The 19877-nt window shown below is 71.7% G+C and carries 17 protein-coding genes and 1 tRNA gene; 12 read left to right on the top strand and 6 right to left on the bottom strand.

Annotation, left to right across the window (positions count from 1 at the left end):
* The first annotated feature begins 134 nt into the window (after positions 1 to 134).
* The 4 genes from EV372_RS03040 to EV372_RS03025 all read left to right on the top strand — a co-directional run bounded on the left by EV372_RS03040 (position 135) and on the right by EV372_RS03025 (position 4812).
* Positions 135 to 1607, top strand: coding sequence for an MFS transporter (locus EV372_RS03040; protein ID WP_253794529.1), 1473 nt, complete (start codon positions 135 to 137; stop codon positions 1605 to 1607).
* Between the two features lie 175 nt (positions 1608 to 1782).
* Positions 1783 to 2886 carry a ScbA/BarX family gamma-butyrolactone biosynthesis protein gene (locus EV372_RS03035; RefSeq protein WP_130394751.1) on the top strand — a complete coding sequence of 368 codons (1104 nt, stop codon included), beginning with the start codon at positions 1783 to 1785 and terminating at the stop codon, positions 2884 to 2886.
* Between the two features lie 35 nt (positions 2887 to 2921).
* Positions 2922 to 3671: an HAD family hydrolase gene (locus EV372_RS03030; protein ID WP_130394750.1), complete on the top strand. Its 750-nt coding sequence runs from the start codon at positions 2922 to 2924 to the stop codon at positions 3669 to 3671.
* 85 nt (positions 3672 to 3756) lie between these two features.
* Positions 3757 to 4812 (top strand): 3-oxoacyl-ACP synthase III family protein, encoded by a 1056-nt coding sequence (locus EV372_RS03025; RefSeq protein ID WP_130394749.1) that lies wholly within the window; start codon positions 3757 to 3759, stop codon positions 4810 to 4812.
* A 284-nt stretch (positions 4813 to 5096) separates the two neighbouring features.
* Here EV372_RS03025 and EV372_RS03020 read toward each other — a convergent pair whose 3' ends face one another.
* From EV372_RS03020 to EV372_RS03010, 3 genes are all read right to left on the bottom strand, one after another.
* Positions 5097 to 5561 carry a MarR family winged helix-turn-helix transcriptional regulator gene (locus EV372_RS03020; protein ID WP_013154379.1) on the bottom strand — a complete coding sequence of 155 codons (465 nt, stop codon included), beginning with the start codon at positions 5559 to 5561 and terminating at the stop codon, positions 5097 to 5099.
* A 99-nt stretch (positions 5562 to 5660) separates the two neighbouring features.
* Positions 5661 to 6623, bottom strand: a complete 963-nt coding sequence (locus EV372_RS03015; RefSeq protein WP_130394748.1) for an aldo/keto reductase — start codon at positions 6621 to 6623, stop codon at positions 5661 to 5663.
* A gap of 107 nt (positions 6624 to 6730) precedes the next feature.
* On the bottom strand, positions 6731 to 7939 hold the full coding sequence (locus EV372_RS03010) for a phenylacetate--CoA ligase family protein (RefSeq protein ID WP_130394747.1): 1209 nt from the start codon (positions 7937 to 7939) through the stop codon (positions 6731 to 6733).
* Positions 7940 to 8569: 630 nt separating this feature from the next.
* Between EV372_RS03010 and EV372_RS03005 the strand changes: the two genes are divergently transcribed.
* The 3 genes from EV372_RS03005 (at position 8570) to EV372_RS02995 (ending at position 12031) form a co-directional block, all read left to right on the top strand.
* Entirely contained in the window at positions 8570 to 9844 is a 1275-nt protein-coding gene (locus tag EV372_RS03005) for a glutamate-5-semialdehyde dehydrogenase (RefSeq protein ID WP_130394746.1), read from the top strand.
* 308 nt (positions 9845 to 10152) lie between these two features.
* A complete protein-coding gene (locus EV372_RS03000; RefSeq protein WP_130394745.1) occupies positions 10153 to 11124 on the top strand; it encodes a hypothetical protein in 972 nt (323 codons plus the stop codon).
* A gap of 175 nt (positions 11125 to 11299) precedes the next feature.
* A complete protein-coding gene (locus tag EV372_RS02995) occupies positions 11300 to 12031 on the top strand; it encodes an alpha/beta hydrolase family protein (protein WP_130394744.1) in 732 nt (243 codons plus the stop codon).
* 204 nt (positions 12032 to 12235) lie between these two features.
* Here the strand turns inward: EV372_RS02995 and EV372_RS02990 are convergent, their stop codons facing one another.
* Positions 12236 to 13291, bottom strand: a complete 1056-nt coding sequence (locus EV372_RS02990) for a M48 family metallopeptidase (protein WP_130394743.1) — start codon at positions 13289 to 13291, stop codon at positions 12236 to 12238.
* Positions 13292 to 13522: 231 nt separating this feature from the next.
* Between EV372_RS02990 and nadD the strand changes: the two genes are divergently transcribed.
* The 4 genes from nadD (at position 13523) to EV372_RS02970 (ending at position 15402) form a co-directional block, all read left to right on the top strand.
* A complete protein-coding gene (nadD, locus tag EV372_RS02985) occupies positions 13523 to 14176 on the top strand; it encodes a nicotinate-nucleotide adenylyltransferase (RefSeq protein WP_308210315.1) in 654 nt (217 codons plus the stop codon).
* A 17-nt stretch (positions 14177 to 14193) separates the two neighbouring features.
* Positions 14194 to 14592, top strand: coding sequence for a ribosome silencing factor (gene rsfS / locus EV372_RS02980; RefSeq protein WP_047870575.1), 399 nt, complete (start codon positions 14194 to 14196; stop codon positions 14590 to 14592).
* 34 nt (positions 14593 to 14626) lie between these two features.
* The gene (locus tag EV372_RS02975) at positions 14627 to 15250 is read left to right on the top strand and encodes a histidine phosphatase family protein (RefSeq protein WP_013154370.1); all 624 of its coding nucleotides are present in this window, start codon (positions 14627 to 14629) and stop codon (positions 15248 to 15250) included.
* A gap of 79 nt (positions 15251 to 15329) precedes the next feature.
* Positions 15330 to 15402 (top strand) — tRNA-Ala (locus EV372_RS02970).
* Positions 15403 to 15663: 261 nt separating this feature from the next.
* Here EV372_RS02970 and EV372_RS02965 read toward each other — a convergent pair.
* Positions 15664 to 17286 (bottom strand): glycoside hydrolase family 13 protein, encoded by a 1623-nt coding sequence (locus EV372_RS02965; protein ID WP_130394742.1) that lies wholly within the window; start codon positions 17284 to 17286, stop codon positions 15664 to 15666.
* A 19-nt stretch (positions 17287 to 17305) separates the two neighbouring features.
* Positions 17306 to 18325 carry a LacI family DNA-binding transcriptional regulator gene (locus tag EV372_RS02960; protein ID WP_197044353.1) on the bottom strand — a complete coding sequence of 340 codons (1020 nt, stop codon included), beginning with the start codon at positions 18323 to 18325 and terminating at the stop codon, positions 17306 to 17308.
* Positions 18326 to 18548: 223 nt separating this feature from the next.
* Between EV372_RS02960 and EV372_RS02955 the strand changes: the two genes are divergently transcribed.
* Complete coding sequence (locus EV372_RS02955; RefSeq protein ID WP_197044352.1) at positions 18549 to 19859, top strand: ABC transporter substrate-binding protein; 1311 nt, start codon at positions 18549 to 18551, stop codon at positions 19857 to 19859.
* Positions 19860 to 19877: the final 18 nt, after the last annotated feature.

The following is a 19877-nucleotide window of genomic DNA, read 5'->3' as shown; positions in this document are numbered from 1 at the left end:
CATAAGACACCTTATGCTCATCCGTGAATGGATGACTATAAGGAAGCGAATTAAGGGGTAGGGGAATGGCGATAGAAGCAACGGATCGGCAGGGCGCACGGAGTGCTCCCGCCCCGTTGACCAGGGGACAGGCGGTGGCCACACTCGTCGCCGTCGCTCTGTCCAGCGTGATGCTGCCGCTCGCCGTCACCGCTCCGGCCGTGGCGCTCACCCAGCTCGCGGCCGACCTGAACGCCAGCGTCGGCGAGGCCCAGTGGGTCCAGAACGCCTACAACGTCACTTTCGCGGCGTTCATGCTCGCCGCCGGCGGACTCGCCGACCGCTTCGGCAGGCGCCGGGTCCTCGTCATCGGCCTCGTCGTCTTCACGGCGATGGCCACGGTGATCGGTCTCTCCTCCAACATCCTCGTCATCGACGTCGCCCGCGCGGTCCAGGGCATCGGCGCCGCGGGCATCATGACCAGCGGATCGGCGATCCTCGCCGACTCCTTCCGGGGAGCGGCCCGGGCCCGGGCCTTCGGCCTCCTGGGAACCTCCTTCGGCTTCGGGCTGGCCATGGGGCCCTTCGTCGCCGGGCTGATGGTCAACTTCCTGGACTGGCGCATGGTGTTCCTGATGAACATCGCGTTCGCCGCCGTCGTCCTGCTCCTGGTCCGCTCGATCCGGGAGTCGAGCGACCCCGGTTCCACCTCGGTGGACTGGGGCGGAGTCATGACCTTCAGCACCAGCCTGTTCCTGCTCTCCCTCGCCTTCGTCCAGGGCGCCGAGGCGGGTTGGCTCAGCCTGAGCGCGATCGGGTCGGCGGTCGGGTTCCTCGTCTTCCTCGCGGCCTTCATCGTGGTGGAGTCGCAGGTCCGGCGCCCGATGTTCGACCTCTCGCTGTTCAAGCGGCCCACGTTCGTCGTGGTCGTCTGCCAGCCCTTCACCATCACCTTCGGCTTCGTGGTCCTGCTCGTCTACCTGCCGCCCTTCTTCCAGGGCGTCGGCGGGTTCGGCGCCGCCGAGGCCGGGGCCCTGCTCCTGCCCCTGACCCTGCCGGTGCTCGCCCTGCCGATGCTGGCCGGGCAGCTCGCCGCAAGGCTCCCCCTGCGGGTCATGCTCGCCACCAGCTCCCTGCTCATCGCGGGCGGATCCCTGTGGTTGATGACCCTCCAGCCGGGCCAGCACTGGACGGCGCTCGCCGCTCCCCTGGCCCTGTTCGGCACGGGGGTGGGAAGCGCCTTCGGCGTCATGGACAACGCGGCGCTCAGCTCCGTGGAGGTCGAGCGGGCCGGGATGGCCTCGGGCATCTTCAACACCATGCGCATCACCGGGGAGAGCGTGGCGATCGCCGGAGCCGGGTCCTTGTTGGCGACCCTGTCCCTGAACACGCTCGACCTCCCCTTCGCCGACCCCGAACAGGAGCGGACCCTGGCGGGCGAGGCCACCCAGGGCCGACTGGAAACGGCGCTGGGCCAGTTCGCCGAGGCGGACCGCTCGACCGCGCTGGACGCCGTCTCGGCCAGCCTCACCTCCGCGATGCACACCACGTTCCTGGGTCTGGCGCTCCTCGCCCTGGTCGGCGCGGTGGTCACGTTCCTCGTCGTCAGGGAACGCGAGCTCCGCTAGGCGGTGTCCTCGCGGGCCCTCCGCTCGGGCTCCCGTCCACCGTCCACCACCGAACGCCCCTCTCCCGGACCCCGGACCCCGGCCTCCGACCCGCCGTACCGACGCACCGCGGGAGACGCTCTCCGCCCGCGGCCCCCACATCAGGACCACAAGCCCGAGGAATGTGAGACATACCATGCAGATGCCCGTGCACCACCTCCTCAACGGCGCCACCGACACCGTGACCGCAGGCCCGGAGGGTCCGGCCCTGGACTACGAGCGGACCGTTGACCGCACCGTCGTCCACCGGGAGTCGTTGGCGGAGGTCTTCGTCACCGACACCCAGCCCCTCGGCGGTGACGCCCACGCGGCCGCCGCCCAGCTCCCCCGTTCGCACGCCTATTACGGCGACCACCTGCTCCGCCCCCGCCGCCACGACCCCGTGCTGCTGCTCGAAGCATGCCGACAGGTGGGGCTGGCCATCGCGCACACCCACTACGGCGTCCCCTTCGACCACAAGTTCGTGCTCACCACCTTGGGCATCACCATCACGCGCCCCGAGCTGATGACGGTGGGGACGGCTCCGTGCGCCCTCCGCATGCTCTGCTCCGTCGGGGACAAGAGGGTCAAGGAAGGACGCGTCGTCGGCTACGACGCCAGGTTCCGACTCTTCGTCGGCGGCACGGAGGTCGGCAACGCCGTCGTCGGGCTGCGGTTCAAGTCCCCGGCGAGCTACGAGGCGCTGCGCCTGGGCAACCGCTCCGGTGAGCCGGTCCCCTCCACGGAGACCTTCGACTTCACCGTCAGCGGGGAGGTCCCCGCTCCCTACCTCGTCGGCCGGTCGAACGGCGACAACGTGGTCCTGACCGGGCTCGCGGGGGCCGGGGACACCGTGTCGGCCTCCCTGCGCGTGCTGCCCCAGCACCCGAGCCTGTTCGACCACGCCCAAGACCATCTGCCGGGCATGGTCCTGATCGAGGCCGGGCGCCAACTGGCCCTGAACACGCTCCTGGAGGTCCGGGGCACCTCGCCGGCCAAGGCCTACCCCACCGAGATCACCGCCACCTTCACCAGCTTCGGCGAACTGGAGCCCCGGACCGAGATGCGGGCCGTCACCGCTCCGGCGGAAGCGGAGGGGACCGGAGAGGAAGGCGTCTACTACACGCAGGGCGGAATCGTGGAGTTCCTCGCGCCCACCGGCGGCCCGGAACCCGCCCCGACCTCCGTCGAGGTGGACGTGCTCCAGAGGGGCGCGTCGATCTGCCGGATCGAGGTCGGTCTGGTCCGCCTCCCCGCGTGAAGCGGACCGTGCCGACCCCTACGACAGGAGAAGCCATGACCCTTGCGAACGGAGCGCACACCCCGGGGACCCGGGGGCGCGGCATCGCGTTCTTCGACGTGGACGAGACGCTCATCGGACCGAAGAGCATGTTCTCGTTCCTGGAGTTCCACCTCGGGAACGGCTCCAGGCCGCCCGGCTCCTACGAACGAGCCGTGGCCCGCCTCAGGGCGGCGGCGGCCCGGGGCGTGCCCCGCCAGGACGTCAACCGCCTCTACTACCGCATCATGGCGGGCGAGTCCGTCGAGGGGCTGCGCGCCGAGGGCCGGGCGTGGTTCTCCGAGGCCGGGCGCGTGCCGGGCTTCTGGCACACGCCGGTGCTGGAGCGCCTGCGCCGCCACCGGGCCGAGGGCGACCTGGTCGTCCTGCTCTCGGGCTCCTTCTTCGCCTGCCTGGACCCGATCGCGGAGGAGGCCGGAGCCCACTGGGCACTGGGCACACGGCCGGTCGTCCGCGCCGGGCGCCTGACCGGTGAGGTCCTCGTCCCGATGATCGGCGCGACGAAGGAGACCGCCGCCAGGGCCGCCGCGGCGGTGAGAGGCGTACCCCTGTCCTCGTGCACCGCCTACGGAGACCACTCCAGCGACCTCGCCCTGCTGTCGGCCGTGGGAGTCCCGGTCGCCGTCGGCGAGGACGCGACGCTCACCGCGCACGCCGAGGCCAACGGATGGGAACGCGTCCGCTCCGACCGCCCGGGCCCCGGCGCTGCGGAGGGAGCCCCGACCCTCCCGTCGGTGAACGCGTGACGCCGGGTCGGGAGCGCCTCCGCGCGGTGCGGCGGCGCTCCCGGGCCCTTCCCTCCCCGCAGTCCAGCAAGAAGGAGACAGCACGATGACCATCGCCATCCTCGGTACGGGCTCGTACCTGCCGGACGAAGTGGTCGGCAACGAGCCGATCGCCCGCACCGCCGGTGTCACAGACGAGTGGATCCGCCGCAAGACGGGGATCCGCGAGCGCCGACGCGCCGCCCCCGAGCAGGCCACCTCCGACCTCGCCGCGGCGGCCGGCCGACGGGCACTGGCGCAGGCGGGTGTGTCCGCGGACCGCTTGGCCTACGTCATCGTCGCCACGTCCACCCCGGACCACCCCCAGCCCGCGACGGCCAGCATCACCCAGCACCTGCTCGGCGCGCGGTCCGCGGCGGCGTTCGACGTCAACGCCGTGTGCAGCGGGTTCGTCTACGCCCTCTCCGTGGCCGAGCACTTGCTGCGGCCGCACGGGGAGGCCTACGCGCTGGTCATCGGCGCGGACATCTACTCCCGGATCCTCGACTACGGCGACCGCAGGACGGCGGTCCTGTTCGGCGACGGCGCGGGCGCGGTCCTGCTGGGGCCCGCGCACGACCGCGGCGGCGTCATGGGGACGCAGCTGCTCACCGACGGGGACCACCACCACCTGATCAGGGTTCCGGCCGGGGGCTCGCGCCTGCCCGCCTCCGCGGAGACCCTGGGACAGGGCGGGCACTTCTTCACGATGGAGGGCCGCGGCGTGCGCGAGTACGTCACCCGGCGGCTGCCCGAGGCGGTCCACCGGATGCTCGACGGCCTGGGCGTGGACCGGGAGGAGATCCGCCACTTCGTGCCCCACCAGGCCAACGGCGCCATGCTCGAGGACGTCTGGCCGTCGCTGGGCCTGGACAACGCCCACCTCCACCTGACCGTGCAGACCCATGGCAACACGGGTTCGGGATCGGTGCCCGTCGCCCTGGACACGGTGCACCGCGCCGGGCTGCTCGAACGGGACGACCTCGTCCTGCTCGCGGGGTTCGGCGGCGGCATGAGCGTCGGGCTGGCCCTCGTGCGGTGGAGTCCCGTGGCCGCGAGGGCGGCCTCCGTGGTCCGTTCGATCCGCTCCGCGGGGGCGGCTCCGGTCCACGCTCCCGCGTGACCCCTCCCGGGCCGGGGGGCGGGCGGGGCGTGTTCGGTCCCCGGGGCCGTGCACGCTCCATCCCGGGACGTGCGTGAGCGGTCGGTGTCCCGACCGTGGGGGCGCGGCCACTTCCGGACGCCTTTCCCGGGACGCCTGTCCGGGTGCCTTTCAGAACGCCTCGGGGAGCGCCCCCGCGAGCGCCTCTCCGGGAAGGCGCGGGAGGCGGGCGCCCACGGAGCGGCGGGGCGGGGCCCCGTCCGGCTCCCCGCGCGGTGACGCCGGGGCGCCCGCCCGGACCGGGGTCACTCCTCGCCCAGGTCAGCCAGTTCGGTGCGGGTCTCCGCGGAGACCTCCGCGCACCGGCTGAGGAAGCGGACGAACTCACCCTCCTCCTCGCTGCTGAACGCCTCGCTCAGCCGCATCTCCACCCGGATCGCGGCCTCGTCCGCCTTGGCGAGCAGGTCCTGTCCGCTGGGGGAGAGCCTCGTCTCCAGGATGTGGGAGTGCAGAGGGTGGGGCTTGCGCTCGATCAGTTCGCGCCTGCTCAGGGTCGCGAGGACCGAGGACATCGTCTGGGGGGTCACCAGGCACCTGCGGGCCAGGATCGCACCTGAGGCCCCGGGCTCCTCCGAGAGCACGAGCAGGACCGTGTACTGGGGGACCGAGAGGTTGAACTGCCTCAGAACAGCGTGCTTCGCGGAGATCAGCTCCTGCTCGGCGCGCTTCAGGTGATGACCGATCCGCTGGTCCATGGGAAGCTGGGTCATCTGGGAATCGTATCTCAGAGCGCCTGTCCCTCCGTGCTCGTCGGCCGGTCGTCAGGCCGGCGCCGGGAGCCGTCCGCTCCACCCCGGCTCGGGGGAGGGTCAGTACCGCGCGCCCGCGGTGGCGTCGGCGATGGTGTCGAGTTCGGCGAGGTCCTCCGGGGAGAGGACCAGGTCCGCGCCGCCCACGTTCTCCTCCAGGCGTTCGCGCCTCTTGGTTCCCGGGATGGGGACGACGGGCAGGCCCCAGCGCTCGGCTTGGGCGTGGACCCACGCCAGGGCGACCTGGCCCGGGGTCGCGCCGTGGGCCACGGCCACCCGCCGCACGATGGCGAGCAGATCCTGGTTGCGCACGGCGTTCTCGCCGGAGAAGCGCGGCTTGCCGCGGCGGAAGTCGTCGGCGGACAACTCCTCCACCGGAGGGAGGGCCCCGGTGAGGAAGCCGCGTCCCAGCGGGGAGTAGGGGACGAAGCCCACGCCGAGCCGCGCGCACTCGCCCACCACGGAATCCTCTACGTCGCGGCTCCACAGCGACCACTCCGTCTGCACGGCGGCGATCGGGTGCACGGCGTGGGCGGCGCGCAGCTCGTCGGCGCTCACCTCGGACAGCCCCAGGTGGCGCACCTTGCCCTGGGCGACCAGCTCGGCCATGGCCCCGACCGTCTCCTCGACGGGGACCGAGGTGTCGCGCCGGTGCATGTAGTAGAGGTCGATCGTCTCGACGCCCAGGCGGGAGAGGCTGGCGTCGCAGGCCGTGTGGACGTACTCCGCGTCCCCGCGGTGGCTGCGGGCACCCGTCCCGCGGTCGCGGACGATCCCGAACTTGGTGGCGAGGACGACCTCCTCCCGCCGTTCCCGGACGACCTTGCCCACCAACTCCTCGTTGGCCCCGTGCCCGTACATGTCCGCGGTGTCGAGGAAGCCGACGCCCAGGTCCAGGGCGTGGTGCAGGGTCGCGAGGGAGTCGGCCTCGTCTCCCGGGCCGTAGAACTCGCTCATCCCCATGCAGCCCAGCCCCTGGGCGGACACGGTGGGGCCGTCGGTGGTCAGCGGAACAGTCCGCATGCGCACTCCTGTGCTCGGTGGTCGTGCTCGACGCGACTCAGGGAGGTTGCTACCCGGGGGTGTGACCTGGGCGCCGCATACGGCGCGTGCGACCCGCCCTCCTGAACCTATGCCGAGAAGGTACCATAAGAACCCTGACCCTGACTCGATATCGGATGGGTTCGGAGGCGTCCCCCCTCGCGCACCAGGAATTCGGGGGCCGACCCGTCCGGGAGTTCCCGCAGCATGTGCCGGGAGACGATGACCTCGAAGGACTCCGGAGCCTCCTCCGTCACCTCGGACAGCCCCAGCGACTCGGACAGCACGTGCTGCCGGATCCACTCGCCGGTGTAGAGCTCGGACCTGGTCTCCGGGCGCAGCCGGACCCGCAGGTGGAGCCGTTCGTCCTCGGTGTGGGGATCGACCAGGACGACCTGGGCCGCCTCCACCGAGTCGAGCCGCAGGGCCAGCGGCACGAGGTCGAGGGGGGAGACCACCCGGCTGAGCGGCCCCATCGGGGCGTCTATGCGGTTGTGGGTGCGCACCGCGGGACCGGGCAGGCCGCAGGGGCAGGCCGTCCATTCGGCCGCGACCCCGGTCTCGTAGCGCAGCAGCGGGACGACCGCCTTCTCGTGCGTGACGGTCACCAGCATGCGCCCGTCGACGATCTCCGTGTACTGGTGGGGGAGCGGGTGGAGGGTGTCGTTGGCGCAGTCCGGGCCGCTGTGCCCGATGATCCAGGTCTCCGCCGAGCCGAAGAGCGCCCATGTGCGCAGGTGGGGAAAGTGTGTCCGGATCAGCGCCCGGGTGGCGGCGTCCATGGCCGGACCGCTCCACAGCACCTTGCGCAGGAACCCGAGGTCCCGGCCGGACGCGGCGCAGTAACGGAGCAGGCTCCGGAAGGTGTCGAGGGTGGTGCCCAGGGCGTTGACCCCGTGGCGCTCGAACAGGTCCAGGTAGGCGTCGATCATCTGGTCGGTCGGCGCGTCCATGGAGAGTGTGGGCACCCCGGCCCTGGCGGCGAGTCCGTTGTGCAGCTCCTGGCAGGCCCGCATGTGGAACGGGGTGCCGAGGGTGGTGAACAGGTCGCCCTGTTCGAAGGGGCGCACGTGCGGCGCGATCTCGTCCAGGTACAGGTCCGCCGGGACCGCCCCCAGGCGCATGGTCGACCGGGTGCCCCCCATGACGTTCAGGGAGGCGCGGGTCAGGGCGGACGGGTCGGTGCGCACCAGGGTGTCGATCGCCCGGCCCAGTTCGTCCCTGTCGAGTGTGGGGAGGTCGGCCAGCTCCGGCGCGGAGGCCCCGGAGGTGTGGCGGAGGTACTTCTCCCGCAGCACCGGAATCCTGGACAGCCGGGCCAGCGCCCGTGCCGTGGACGGAGCCCCGCCAAGGGTCGTTCGTGGACCGAAATTCGTTGTCATTCTCGCACTCGCGTTCCTGGTGTACTCAAATGCGGCCGATCACGGGCTTTCGTACTGCTGCGGAGCCATGAATCCGAAGTGACCAGAAGTTCCCTGGACTTCGTCGTCCAGTCGTCGGCGGGGCGGGGCGGGGCCGCAGCTGCCTTCGGAATGCGTCCATTCGAGAGAATGCGACGATATCCGAGACGCTCTCCGGGGCCGTGTGACCGCGTCGACACCTTTCGTTATCGTCCGTCGTCGGGGGCGTTCCCGTGAGACGGACCGTCGTCTCCCGCGTTATATGACCTTCCTCACGTGCGGCCTGCGGGTCGTCACGCCCGGTGACCGGCTCGGGTTCGGGTACCAGCGTCCGTCCGGTGGACGCCGAGGTGGCGGGCCGGGCCGGACGGCCCGGCCGCGCGTGCCCGACTCCGCCCTGTGGACAACCCCCCGTCCGGCGGGGCCGCGCTATACGCTGGAAGCGTTCACCCTGGCGCATGCCCCTGAGACCCTTCGACGCCGCAGGGCGGTTACGCCGGGATGGCCTCCCAACCAAGAGAGAGCACCATGAGTGACATCGAGCGCGAGGTCCACGCGGTAGCCGGGCGGGCCAGGGACGCGGCGGCCGACCTCGCCCCGCTCAGCCGGGCGGTCAAGGACGCCGCACTGCTGGCGATCGCCGACGCCCTGGTCAAGCGGTCCGACGAGATCACCGCGGCCAACGCCGAGGACGTGGCGCGAGCCCGCGAGGACGGCACCAGCCCGGCCATGGTCGACCGGCTCACCCTCACCCCGCAGCGGATCGAGGCCATCGCCGAGGCCGTCCGCGAGATCGTCGAGCTCCCCGATCCGGTGGGCGAGTCCGTGCGCGGATCCGTGCTGCCCAACGGCCTGGACCTGCGCCAGATCCGGGTGCCGCTCGGTGTCATCGGCATCATCTACGAGGGCCGCCCCAACGTCACCGTGGACGCCGCCGCCCTGTGCCTCAAGAGCGGCAACGCCGCCCTGCTGCGCGGCTCCTCCTCGGCCTACTCCTCCAACACCGCCATCGTCGGGGTCCTGCGGGACGCCCTGGAGGGCACCGGGGTCCCGGTGGACGCCGTCCAGATGGTGCCCGGCCGCACCCGCGAGTCCTCCACCGCGCTCATGCGGGCGCGCGGCCTGGTGGACGTGCTCATCCCGCGCGGCGGGGGCTCCCTCATCCAGGCCGTGGTGCGCGACTCCACCGTGCCGGTCATCGAGACCGGCGAGGGCCTGTGCCACGTCTACGTGGACGCCGACGCCGACCTCGACAAGGCCGTGGCCATCACCACCAACGCCAAGGCGCAGCGCTGCTCGGTGTGCAACTCCGCCGAGACCCTGCTGGTTCACGAGGCCGTGGCCGAGGAGTTCCTGCCGCGCGTGCTGCGGGCCCTCGGCGAGAGCGGCGTGACCGTGCACGGCGACCCCCGGGTGCTGGAGGCCGCCGCCGCCCACCCGACCGGGGCCCGGGTGGTCGAGGCCACGGAGGAGGACTGGGCGACCGAGTACCTGTCCATGGACCTGGCCGTGCGCGTGGTGCCCACCATCGACGAGGCGCTGGCCCACATCCGCAGGTACTCCACCCAGCACACCGAGGCCATCGTCACCGACTCGCTGAAGACCTCCCGGTACTTCGTCTCCCGGGTGGACTCCGCGGCGGTCATGGTCAACGCCTCCACGAGGTTCACCGACGGCGGCGAGTTCGGCTTCGGCGCGGAGATCGGCATCTCCACCCAGAAGCTGCACGCCAGAGGCCCGATGGGGCTGACCGAGATGACCTCCACCAAGTACGTGGTCACCGGGGACGGCCACCTCAAGTAACCGCACGCGCCGGGGCCGCCCTCGCGGTGGCGGCCCCGGCCCGCGAAGGACCGCACGCCGCGGGGCCGCCCGCGGCGTCGGCTTGACGCGTGTGTTCGTTGTGCGACCGAGAGTGACTTCCGGGGTTCGAGGGGTCGTTGGCATCTGGAGCGTTTTCCCGCTGGAAACCTGGACAGAAGCGAATCTTCGTCTAGCACGTATTCCCAAAGGGACGGCTGGTCGGTAATTTCACTGTGGTGTCTCACGGCGCGCCTCCGCATCGCTCGGAGTGTCGCCCCCCCACGGTCACAACGAAAGGAATCCCCCGAATGAAGCTCCGGAGCAAGGTCGCTGCCATCGCCACGACCGCCCTGGCCGTCGGTGGTGTCACGCTGATGGCCTCCCCCGCCCAGGCTGACCTGGTCACCCTCTGCTCGGGCCACGGCGGTGCCATCACCCTGCCCACGGACCTCGCGGTCCCCGCCGGCAAGAGCTGCTTCCTGGACGGCACGGTCATCCAGGGCGACGTCACCGTCCGACAGGGTGCCAACCTGCACATCATCGGCGGTGAGATCGAGGGGAAGGTGACCGTCCAGCAGGACGCCTACTTCGACTCCCAGGAGAGCTCCGTCGGTGACCGCGTGGTCAACCGCGGCTCCTACGGCACCTACCTGGAGGACAGCTCCACGGGTGCCGCCCTGCGCGCCGTCCCGGTCGACGGCGGCAACACCGACGGCTTCGCCTACGTGGTGGACTCCTCCGTCCACAGCATCAACGCCGAGGTCGGCGCCGTCTACGTCTCCGGCTCGCGTATCGGCGGCGCCGTCAAGGCCGACGGTGTCGAGTACGCCGACATCTACGACTCCGTGGTGCGCGGCGCCCTGACCGTCAACAACCCCGCCAGCGGCGGCATCCTCTGCGACAGCGAGGTGATCGGCGCGGCCACCTACAGCGGCGGCACGGGTCCGGTCGCGGTCGGCGCCGGGGAGCAGGAGGGCTTCTGCTCCTCCGTCAACTACGTCGACGGCGACCTGAGCGTCACCGGCGTCAGCGGCGGCGTCTACATCGACAACAACATCGTCGGCGGTGACCTGTCCACCTCCGCCAACAGCCCGACCGCCCAGATCGGTGAGAGCAACCGCGTCCGCGGTGACATCCTCACCGAGGAGATCGCCCTGCGCAGCTTCTCCGCCGCCGTGGTCGAGGAGTTCGAGGCGCACGAGGACGACCTGGTCGAGGAGGTCGAGGAGGCCCGCTCCACGACCATCGACGAGGCCATGGCCGCCGGTCCCGCCTTCTAGGACCCGCTTTCCGGTCACGCCAGGACGCCCGACAGCGCCGACGGCCCCGCCGTCGGCGCTGCCGTGTGCCGGGGCCCCGACCCCGCCGGAGCGCGTCGTGGGGACGCGCCGCGGGGCGGCGGGGAGAGGGCTGTTAGCGTCCGCGGGAGGCCAGCCCGACGACGAGGAGCGACGCGTGCCCACCACCGTGTCCTACGGAGAACACCCCAGCCAGATCGCGCACCTGTGGGAACCGGAGGGCGGCGCGCCCGCGCCCGTCGCCGCCCTGCTGCACGGCGGCTGGTGGCGGGACGGGCTCGACGCCGGGCTCATGGACCCGCTGGCCCGCGACCTGGCCGCCGCCGGGTGGGCGGTGTGGAACGTGGAGTACCGCCGCACCGGCGACGACGGGGGAGGCTGGCCGCAGACGCTCGACGACGTCGACCGCGCCCTGGCGGCCCTCGCCGAGACCGCGGCCCGCGAGCCCGGCCGCTACGACCTGTCCCGCACGGTGTCCGTCGGCCACTCGGCGGGCGGGCACCTGGCCCTGCTCAACGCGCTCCACCCCCGCACGCCCGTGCGCGCCGTGGTCGCCCTCGCGCCCGTCACCGACCCCGAGCGCTGCGCCCGGGAGGGACTGGGCGAGGGAGCGGTGGAGCCGTTCCTGGGCCCGGCCCCCTCCGCGCGGGTGTACGCCGCCAGCTCGCCGCTGCTGCGCGTGCCGCTGGGGGTGCCCCAACTCGTCGTACACGGGGACGCCGACCAGCGCGTCCCGGTCGAGCACAGCCGCGACTACGTGGCCGCCGCGCGCGCGGCGGGGGACACCGTGGACCACCACGAGCCGGTCGGAGCCGACCACTTCGCGGTCATCGACCCCGCCCACCCCGCCTGGCGGGGGGTGCGCGCCCACCTCGCCGACCTGCGCTGAGCCGCACACACCCGAAGGCGCGGCCACGCCTCGCGGCGCGGGAGTCCCCGGATCAGCGGAGCCGCACGCGAGGGAGCGCACCCGCCGGACACGCCGGAGGGGCGGCCCGCGTCCGAGGGCCGCCCCTCCTGGCCGGGCACCCGTTTCCCGCGCGCGTCGGGAACCGGTGCCGGGTTCCCGAGCGCCGGTGCCGGGGGAGTCCGGTCAGGAAGAGGTTCCCGAGCCCTGGTTGGTGCGGGAGGAACCGTTGCGCCACCGGTCGGCGACGGTGTCGAAGATCTTGCCGCCCGCGCTGGCCGCGCTGCCCGCGACGTCGCGCAGGGTGCCCAGCAGCGGGTCGCCCGTGCGCTCCCAGGACTCCTTGTAGGAGTCGGCGGCCTTACGCGCCTCCTCGCCCACCCTGGCGTCGCGGTCGGTGGAGCGGCGCGGGTAGTCGCCGTTGACGATGCTCTGGTAGGAACCGTCCTCGATCCACCGGTGCAGCTCGGCCAGGCGCACCACCGCGAACGGGTGCGTCTGCCCGACCAGGCTGACCAGCTTGATGAGGCTGTCGCGGGCGTCGCCGCCGGACTCGTACTCGCGGGCCTGCTCGAGGAAGGCGTCGGGGTTCATCTCCACGAGCTTGGAGCCGCCCGCCAGCTTCATCAGGGCGCGCTTGCCCGCCTCGGGGTTCTGGCTGGCGAGGATCCCGGCGCGGTCGCAGGACAGCTCGGACTTGCGGTACCACTCCTCCAGCGCGGCCACGATGGCCTGGATGCCGATGAAGCCCAGCGGCACCCACGCCACGCGGGTGGCCAGCCGGATCAGGGCCAGCAGCATGGTGCGGTAGACGGCGTGGCCGCTGAGGATGTGGCCGACCTCGTGGCCGATGACGAAGCGCTGCTCCTCGGCGTCCAGGAGGTCGAACAGGCCCGTGGTCATCACGATGAACGGGCGGTTGCTGCCGATCGCCATGGCGTTCGGCTTCGGGTTCATCTGGATGTAGAGCTCGGGGACCTCGTCCATGTCCAGGACGTAGGCGGCGTCGCGCACGTAGTCGTACACGTGAGGGAACTGGGTGGGCCCGACCCGGACGGCACTGGACAGGAACATCAGTCTCAGGGCGCGCTCGTTGAACAGCCCCGACAGGCGTTTGAACACCTCGTCGAACCCGCGCAGAGAGCGCAGCGCGACCAGGGCGCCACGGTCGGCGGGGTGTTCGTAAGCACGGGGCGAGATCTCGGAGAGCCGGACGCGGACGCGGTCTGGTGTGTTGGCCATATCGGCATGCTATGCGCCGTGATCGCGCTTGGCCACGGTTTCCGGCTTCGAGATATGACGCGATTTTCGAGCGCCGTCGACGCGCCCGGGGGAAGGAACCCGACGCGGCGTTCGTTGTCCCAGAGCGAGGACCGAAAAGGGAGGAAGGGGACAGCGGTGGTGCCCTCCGTCGGCTAATCTCGGTTGGCCGATCCCGGCAACGGCAACGTCCACGGCGAAACGGAGCGCACAGTGGCGCACGCAGCTTCCGACGCATCCCGCAACGGGGACTCCCCCGCGCCCCGGCGAGGAACCGGTCCGACCAAGGTCGGCATCATGGGCGGCACCTTCGACCCCATCCACCACGGCCACCTCGTGGCGGCCAGTGAGGTGGCCCACCTCTTCGGGCTCGACGAGGTGGTGTTCGTCCCCACCGGCCAGCCCTGGCAGAAGGACCTGGCCAAGGTGACGCCCTCCGAGGACCGCTACCTGATGACGGTCATCGCCACCGCCGAGAACCCCCAGTTCCGGGTGGACCGCATCGAGATCGACCGTTCGGGTCCCACCTACACCCTCGACACGCTCCGCGAGATGCGCGCCAAGTACGGCCCCCACGTGGAGCTGTACTTCATCACCGGGGCGGACGCGCTGGGCGCCATCCTGAGCTGGCACAACGTCGACGAACTCTTCGAGCTCGCGCATTTCGTAGGCTGTAACCGGCCCGGTCACCACCTCAGTGACACCGGACTGCCCGAGGGCAAGGTCTCCCTGGTGGAGGTCCCCGCGCTGGCCATCTCCTCGACCGAGTGCCGGGAACGCGTCCGCAAGGGCGAACCCATCTGGTACCTGGTGCCCGACGGCATCGTCCGCTACATCAACAAGACCGGGCTCTACCTAGAGAGCTGAAAGGCAGCAAGCACAACGTGACAGCCACCGACAGGGCACTGGAGCTGGTCAGGGTCGCGGCGGAAGCCGCCTCCGACAAGCTCGCCCAGGAGATCATCGCCTACGACGTCAGCGAGCAGCTGGTCATCACCGAGGCCTTCGTTCTGTGTTCGGCCCCCAACGACCGGCAGGTCCGCGCGATCGTCGACGAGGTCGAGGACCAGCTCCGCCTCCAGTCCGGGGCCAAGCCGGTCCGGCGCGAGGGCGAGCGTGACGGCCGCTGGGTCCTGCTGGACTACGCCGACATCGTCGTGCACATCCAGCACGAGGAGGAGCGCGGCTACTACGGCCTCGAACGGCTGTGGAAGGACTGCCCCGAGATCGACCTCCCCGAGGGCGCGCGCGGCGCCCAGCGCACGCCGCTGGACGAGTTCTGACCCCGACCCCACTGCGAGCGGAGAGACACACCACGTGAGCGACACCCCTCGTGTGCTGTTCTGGCGGCACGGACGCACGTCCTGGAACGTGGAGAACCGCTTCCAGGGGCAGACCGACATCGCACTCGATCCGGTCGGCCACGCCCAGGCCAGGCGGGCGGGGGAGCTGCTCGCCTCGTTGAACCCCGACGTCATCGTCGCCTCCGACCTGACCAGGGCCGCCGACACCGCCGGATACCTCTCCCGGGCCTCCGGGGTGCCCGTGGAGTTCGACGAGGGGCTGCGCGAGCGCTTCGGCGGCTCATGGGAGGGGATGACCGGGGCGGAGCTGTCCGCGCGCTGGCCGGTCGAACACGCGCGGATGGACATCCCCGACGGCGAGCTCATCGCCGAGGTCGGCGACCGGATGCGCGCCGCCGTCGAACGCGGACTGGGCAAGACCCCGACCGGGGGGCTGCTCGTCGTGGTCAGCCACGGCGCCGCCCTCAGAGTGGGGATCGCCCGGCTGCTGGGGATCCCCGACGAACAGCGCGAGATCCTGGGACCGATCAGCAACTGCTGCTGGTCGGTGCTCCAGGAGCGCCGGGGGCAGTGGCGGCTGATGGAGCACAACGCGGCCAGCCTCCCCGAGCCGGTCGTGCTCAGCGACGACGCCTGAACCGTTTCGACGTTCGGGCCGGATTCCGCTATGGTTCAGGGAGTCGGCAGGACCCCACAGGTCCGATCGACTCCCTTGAGGGGCTATGGCGCAGTTGGTAGCGCGCCTCCATGGCATGGAGGAGGTCTGGGGTTCGAATCCCCATAGCTCCACGGACGAAGGGCGACCCTGCTCGCGCGTGAACGCGCTCGCCGGGTCGCCCTTGGTGTTTACCGGGGGGAGACCCCCCGAACCCCCCGAGGTACCCCCCTGTGGTCGGGGTCGCGGGAGTCGGTGGGGTGGGCGGGGTGCTCTGCCGCAACGTGAGGCTTCGCCTCTCCAGCCCCTGCGGTGGTGGCTGTGGGTAGCGGTGGCCGCCCCCGAGGTACCCCCCTGTGGTCGGGGTCGCGGGAATCGGTGGGGTGGGTGGGCGGTCACTCCCGGCGCAGCCACACCGCCGTGTTTCCCGGGAGCCGCCCGTCCAGCTCCGTGCTGGCCACCAGGACCCGGCCCGGCGGCAGCTCCACCGCCTCCTCGCCCGTGTTGACCAGCACCAGCACGTCCCCACCCCGCCAGTAGGCCAGCACCGGCCCCCGGTTCAGCGTGTCGTCCCAGCTCAGAGTCTCGTCCGAGGAGAATTTCCGGCGGTGCGCCAGAGCCCGGCGGTACAGGGAGAGCACGGACCCGGGGTCGTCGGTCTGGGTCCGTACCGACCACCGGCCCCATCCTTCGGGTTGGGGCAGCCACGGGACGTCTCCGCCGAACCCGTACGACGCTCCTTCCCGTGTCCACGGCAGCGGCACCCGGCACCCGTCCCGCCCCTTGTCGGTGTGCCCGCTGCGCACCCACCGCGGGTCCTCCAGCGCCTGAGCGGGCAGGTCCGCCACCTCCGGCAGCCCCAGCTCCTCGCCCTGGTACACGTACGCCGAGCCCGGCAGCGACAGCTCCAGCAGCGCCAGCGCCCGCGCCCGCCGCGTGCCCAGCTCCAGGTCCGGCTCCGGGTCGCGCCCGTCGGAGAGCAGCCACGCCTTCTGGTCGGTGCCCGGGGGCAGCCCCAGCACCGACACCGGCCGCACCACGTCGTGGTTGCCGATCACCCACGTGGGCACCGTGCCCACCCGCGCGGCTTCGGTGATCGAGGAGTCGATCACGCCGCGGTAGGCGTCGGCGTCCCACGCGGTCCGCAGGAAATCGAAGTTGAACGCCTGGTCCAGCTCGTCCGGCCGCGTGTACAGCACCCGCCGGTCACCGGGCAGCCACACCTCGCCCACCGTGGCCCGGGGCGGGTCGAACTCCGCCAGGACCCGCCGCCAGTCCCGGTACACCCCGTGCACCTCGGGCCGGTCCAGGAACGGGTGGTCCGGGTTGGCCGCGATGTCCTCGAACCGGCCGCCCTCCACCAGCACCAGGTCGCGCAGCGGCTCCCGCAGGTCCTTGACCAGCGCGTACGCCACATCGATCCGGAACCCGTCCACCCCGCGCCCGCTCCAGAACCGCAGGACGCCGCGGAACTCCTCGCGCACCCGCGGGTCGTCCCAGTTCAGGTCCGGCTGCTCGGGCGCGAACATGTGCAGGTACCACTGCCCGTCCGCCAGGCGGGTCCACGCCGGGCCGCCGAACGTCGAACGCCAGTTGGTCGGCGGCAGCTCCCCGTCCGCGCCCCGCCCGTCGCGGAACACGTACAGCTCCCGCTCGGACGACCCGGGACCGGCCTCCAGCGCCTCCCGGAACCACGGGTGCTCCTCGGAGGTGTGGTTGGGCACGATGTCGACCATCACCCGCAGGCCCAGCGCGTGCGCGGCGGCCACCATCGCGTCGAAGTCCTCCAGGGTGCCCAGGCGCGGGTCCACGTCCCGGAAGTCGGCCACGTCGTACCCGCCGTCCGCCCACGGCGAGGTGTAGAACGGCGACAGCCAGATCCCGTCCGCGCCCAGGTCGGCGACGTGGCCCAGGCGCGCGGTGATCCCCGCGATGTCGCCGGTCCCGTCCCCGTCGGCGTCGGCGAAGCTGCGCGGGTAGACCTGGTACAGGACCGCGTCGCGCCACCACTGCTGCATGCTGGTTCCTCCGTGTGGGTCAGGAGAACAGGCCGCGCGTGCTCCGGGGCGCGGCGGTGGACTGCCTCAGGATGAGCTGGGTGGGCATCTCCACCTGGAGGCGCGCGGCCGTCCCGCCGAGGATGCCCACGGTGAGCCGACCCGCGGTCAGCCCGGTGTCGTAGGGGGCCTGGTCGACGGTGGTCAGGTCCATCACCGCCGCGGTGTCGTGGTTGTCGAAGCCCATGAGGGAGATCGACTCCGGCACGCGCACGCCCGAGCGGCGCAGCGTGCGGTACGCGCCCAGAGCGAGGTCGTCGAACTCGGCCAGCACGGCCGTGGGCGGATCGTGGTCCGACAGCAGCTCGCCCATGGCCAGCTCACCGCCCGTGTACCCGGTGGCCTTGGCCACGCTCCGCGGCGGCAGCCCCGCCTCCGCCATGGCCGCCCCGTAGCCCTCCAACCGGTGCCGCGAGCTGGCGCTGGACCAGGCCTCGGACCGTGAGGCGATGTAGGCCACGCGCGTGTGCCCCAGGTTGAGCAGGTGCCGGGTGGCCCCCGCGGCACCTGCCCGGTTGTCGATGTACACGCTGGCCCGATCGAGTGTCCTCTGACCGACCAGCACCACGGGCACACCCACGTCATCGAGCCGGCGGCACTCCTCCTCGGACAGGTCCATGGACACGGTGACCACCGCGTCGGTGTTACGCCGCAGCGGCAGCGCCCGAGTCCAGCCCTCCCGGGCCCGCGTCTCGCCGACCTGGTAGACGAGCATGTCCAGGTCCGCCTCGCGAAGAGCGTCGCTGACCCCCGCCAGGACCGTCCCGAAGAACCACGGCTGGAGGAAGGGCACGACCACCGCGACCCGCCCGGTCCGGCCGGTGACCAGGCCCGAGGCGTTGCGCGAGACCACGTAGGCCAGCTCGTCCGCGGCCCGCTGGACGCGCTGGCGCACCTCCGGGGCGACCCCGGGGGCCCCGCGCAGCACACGGGAGACCGTCGAGAGGGAGACCCCCGCTCGATGGGCGACGTCCCGCATGCTCGCGGGTTGGCTGGCCATGCCGTCCACGGTAGGAGCGCGACCCCGGTTATGGCAACGTTTTCATGAGGACATTCGGACGGCGTGCCCTTCCTCTCCGCGCATGACGTATATCGAAACGCGTTCACTGTTGACTAGGTCACACAGTCGATGGCATCGTTTGCGCACGAACACGGGGGGATGACCCAGCACACACTCGACGCCGCGCGCCCCGACACTCGTCCGGCGCGATAAGGAGAGAGCCATGCCAGTGCATTCACACCAGAAGGGGTACAAGGTGCGCGCATGCGCTGCCGGGCTCGCCGCACTGAGCCTCACCCTGGCCACCGCTTGCGGCGAACCCCCCGGGGAGGAGACCGCGGGGGAGGGCGGCGAGACCGCGGGCCTGGCCGAGGACCCGGCGTTCGTCTGGGCGGTCACCGGAGCCGACCGCGCGATCCACGAGGAGGTCGCGCGCCTGTGGAACGAGAACAACCCCGACCAGCAGGTCGACATCTTCTTCCTGGCCCCCACCGCCGACGAGCAGCGCCAGGCCATGTTCCAGGACCTCCAGAACCAGGCGGGGGAGTTCGACGTCCTGGGCCTGGACGTCATCTGGACCGGTGAGTTCGCCGAGTACGGCTACGTCGAGAGCCTGGAGGACCTGCGCGGCGAGGTCGAGGGCGTCAGCCTGGAGGGGGCCGTCGACAGCTCCCAGTGGCAGCAGGAGCTGTTCGCACTGCCCTACTCCTCCAACGGCGCGTTCCTCTACTACCGCACCGACCTCATCGAGGAGCCCCCCACGACCTGGGAGGAGCTCTACGACACCGGCATGGCGGCCGCCGAGGAGGAGGGCATCTCCGCCTACGTCGGCCAGGGCGACCAGTACGAGGGCTTCGTCGTCAACTTCCTGGAGCTGTACTGGTCCGCGGGCGGCCAGCTGTTCGACGACGCCCAGGAGCAGAGCACCTTCCTGGAGGGCGACGCCGCCACCACGGCCCTGGACTTCATGACCGAGGCCTACGAGAGCGGGTTCTACGCCGACGGCTTCGACACCATGGTCGAGGACGACGCGCGCGCCCTGTTCCAGGCGGGCGAGGCCGTCTACATGCGCAACTGGCCCTACGCCATCCCGCTCCTGGCGGGCGAGGGCGACGAGGAGAGCGCGGTCGCGGACGACTTCGCGGTCGCCCCGCTGCCCACCTTCACCGGTGAGGGCACCACCAGCGCGCTGGGCGGTCTCAACAACGCGGTCAGCACGCTGAGCGACAGCAAGGATCTGGCCCGCGAGTTCGTCCTGTGGGCGGCCACCGACCCCGAGGCGCAGGACATCCTGCTCCAGAACAGCCTGCCGCCGACCATGGCGAGCGCCTACGAGAACACCGACGACCCCGACTTCCAGATGCTCGGCGACATCCTCGCCCAGGCCCAGGCCCGCCCGCCGGTGCCCGGCTACAACTCGCTGTCCCTGGCCGTGCAGGACAACCTGCACCCGGCCTTCCGGGGCCAGGAGGAGTCCGGCACGGCCCTGGAGGCGGTGGACCAGGCGGCCAACGACGCGCTCGAACAAGAGTAGGCCACATGGCGACGACCC

The sequence above is a fragment of the Nocardiopsis sp. CNZ308 genome (assembly GCF_004217075.1).
Note: the sequence above shows the minus strand (reverse complement) of the source record. Positions and strands in the feature narration are given on the sequence as shown.